The 1433-nt window shown below is 67.0% G+C and carries 3 protein-coding genes; 2 read left to right on the forward strand and 1 reads right to left on the reverse strand.

Going from position 1 to position 1433, the window contains the following annotated elements:
- Window positions 1-334 precede the first annotated feature (334 nt).
- Window positions 335-766 (forward strand): transposase, encoded by a 432-nt coding sequence (locus ABZV31_RS38280; RefSeq protein ID WP_355901498.1) that lies wholly within the window; start codon window positions 335-337, stop codon window positions 764-766.
- A 38-nt stretch (window positions 767-804) separates the two neighbouring features.
- Window positions 805-1026, forward strand: coding sequence for an IS3 family transposase (locus ABZV31_RS38285; RefSeq protein WP_355901500.1), 222 nt, complete (start codon window positions 805-807; stop codon window positions 1024-1026).
- Window positions 1027-1199: 173 nt separating this feature from the next.
- Here ABZV31_RS38285 and ABZV31_RS38290 read toward each other — a convergent pair whose 3' ends face one another.
- On the reverse strand, window positions 1200-1421 hold the full coding sequence (locus ABZV31_RS38290) for a helix-turn-helix transcriptional regulator (RefSeq protein ID WP_267007426.1): 222 nt from the start codon (window positions 1419-1421) through the stop codon (window positions 1200-1202).
- Between the last annotated feature and the right edge of the window lie 12 nt (window positions 1422-1433).

Consider the following 1433-nt stretch of genomic DNA (forward strand, 5'->3'; position numbering starts at 1 on the left):
GGTGAAGGACAGTTTGCCGAGCAGCTTGGCGATCATGATGACTCCTCTCGCCTGTCTGAGACCTCCCAGCCGAGGGTTCAGCAAAGAAGTTCCCGCCAGCACTGTTGTCACACATGCTGCATATGTCATATTCGGGTCATCATCAGCCGCACGCATGGATACCTGGTCGCCACCAGAACCTTCGGCAACGGGGTGCAGCAGCCACCGAGGTGTAATTCAGCCCGACGCCGGTCGATCCGTGCAGGATCTTGACCGGCACGCGGGCTGAGGTTCCCCCGAGATGCGAGGAGGGGTGACAGCAGGTCAGATGGATCTCGTGAGAGGAGATCTGACGATGCCTGCCCCCAGGAAATACCCGCTGGAGTTGCGTGAGCGTGCGGTGCGGATGTATCGCACGTCGGAACCGAAGCCCGTCATCCGCCGTATGGCCGAGGAACTCGGCGTGCATCACGAGGCCCTGCGCGGCTGGATCCGGCAGGCCGAGGCCGATGCCGGCGAGCGGGACGACCTGCTCACCACCGTCGAACGCGAGGAGCTGGCGGCCCTGCGCAAGGAGCGGGCGAACGAGGTCCTGCGGATGGCCTCGGCTTTTTTCGCCGCTCAGCTCGACCCGACCCGGCCCAGGTTAGAGCGCTCATCGACGAGCACCCACACCTGGGGGTCGAGCCCGTACTCCGGGAACTGCACATCCCCTCCTCCACCTACTACCGCTGGTGCCAGGCCGAGAAGGAGCCGTGCCCGCGACGCCGGCAGGACATCGAGCTGACCGGACGGATCCAGCAGGTCCACGCCGACTCCGGCGGGATCTACGGCTCACCCCGCGTGCACGCCGTTCTCAGGCGAGAGGGCGTCCACGTCGGCCGCGAACGGGTCGAACGGCTGATGCGGGAAGCCGGCCTCGCCGGCATCAGCCCCGCAAGGGCAAGGGTTTCACCCGCCGCGACCCGGACGCCGACCTCGCCCCCGACCTGGTGCAGCGCGACTTCACCGCATCAGCGCCGAACCGGCTGTGGGTCACCGACCTGAAGACGTTCGCAGGTCGCGGTAATCGATCAGGACGGTGCGGTGCAGGTCAACCGGAATCTACCCAACGGTGTCGGGACGGCGCTGCGGGTGATCGGCGATCCACGTCCATGTGGTCCACGTGCCGTGTCACGGGCCGGTGGTGCCAGGCGTTTTCACGCCCGCCCTGGGGCACATTATCCGCTTGCGGCGTCCTCGGCCTCCCAGCGCAGCAGGTCGCCCGGCTGGCACTTGAGCACCTCGCAGAGCGCGGCGAGCGTCGCGAAGCGCACCGCCTTGGCGCGGCCGTTCTTGAGTACCGCCAGGTTGGCGGGAGTGATCCCTACGCGGTCCGCGAGCTCGCCCACGGACATCTTCCGCCTGGCCAGCATCACGTCGATGTCGACGGCGATCGGCATCAGATCACCTCG

Origin of the sequence: Streptomyces sp. NPDC005202 (assembly GCF_040608235.1) — a bacterium.
Lineage (GTDB): Bacteria > Actinomycetota > Actinomycetes > Streptomycetales > Streptomycetaceae > Streptomyces.

Excerpts from the sequence above, each read along its gene's own strand:
- ABZV31_RS38280 (WP_355901498.1), top strand. The coding sequence starts at position 335 with ATGCCTGCCCCCAGGAAATACCCGCTGGAGTTGCGTGAGCGTGCGGTG.
- ABZV31_RS38290 (WP_267007426.1), bottom strand. The coding sequence starts at position 1,421 with ATGCCGATCGCCGTCGACATCGACGTGATGCTGGCCAGGCGGAAGATG.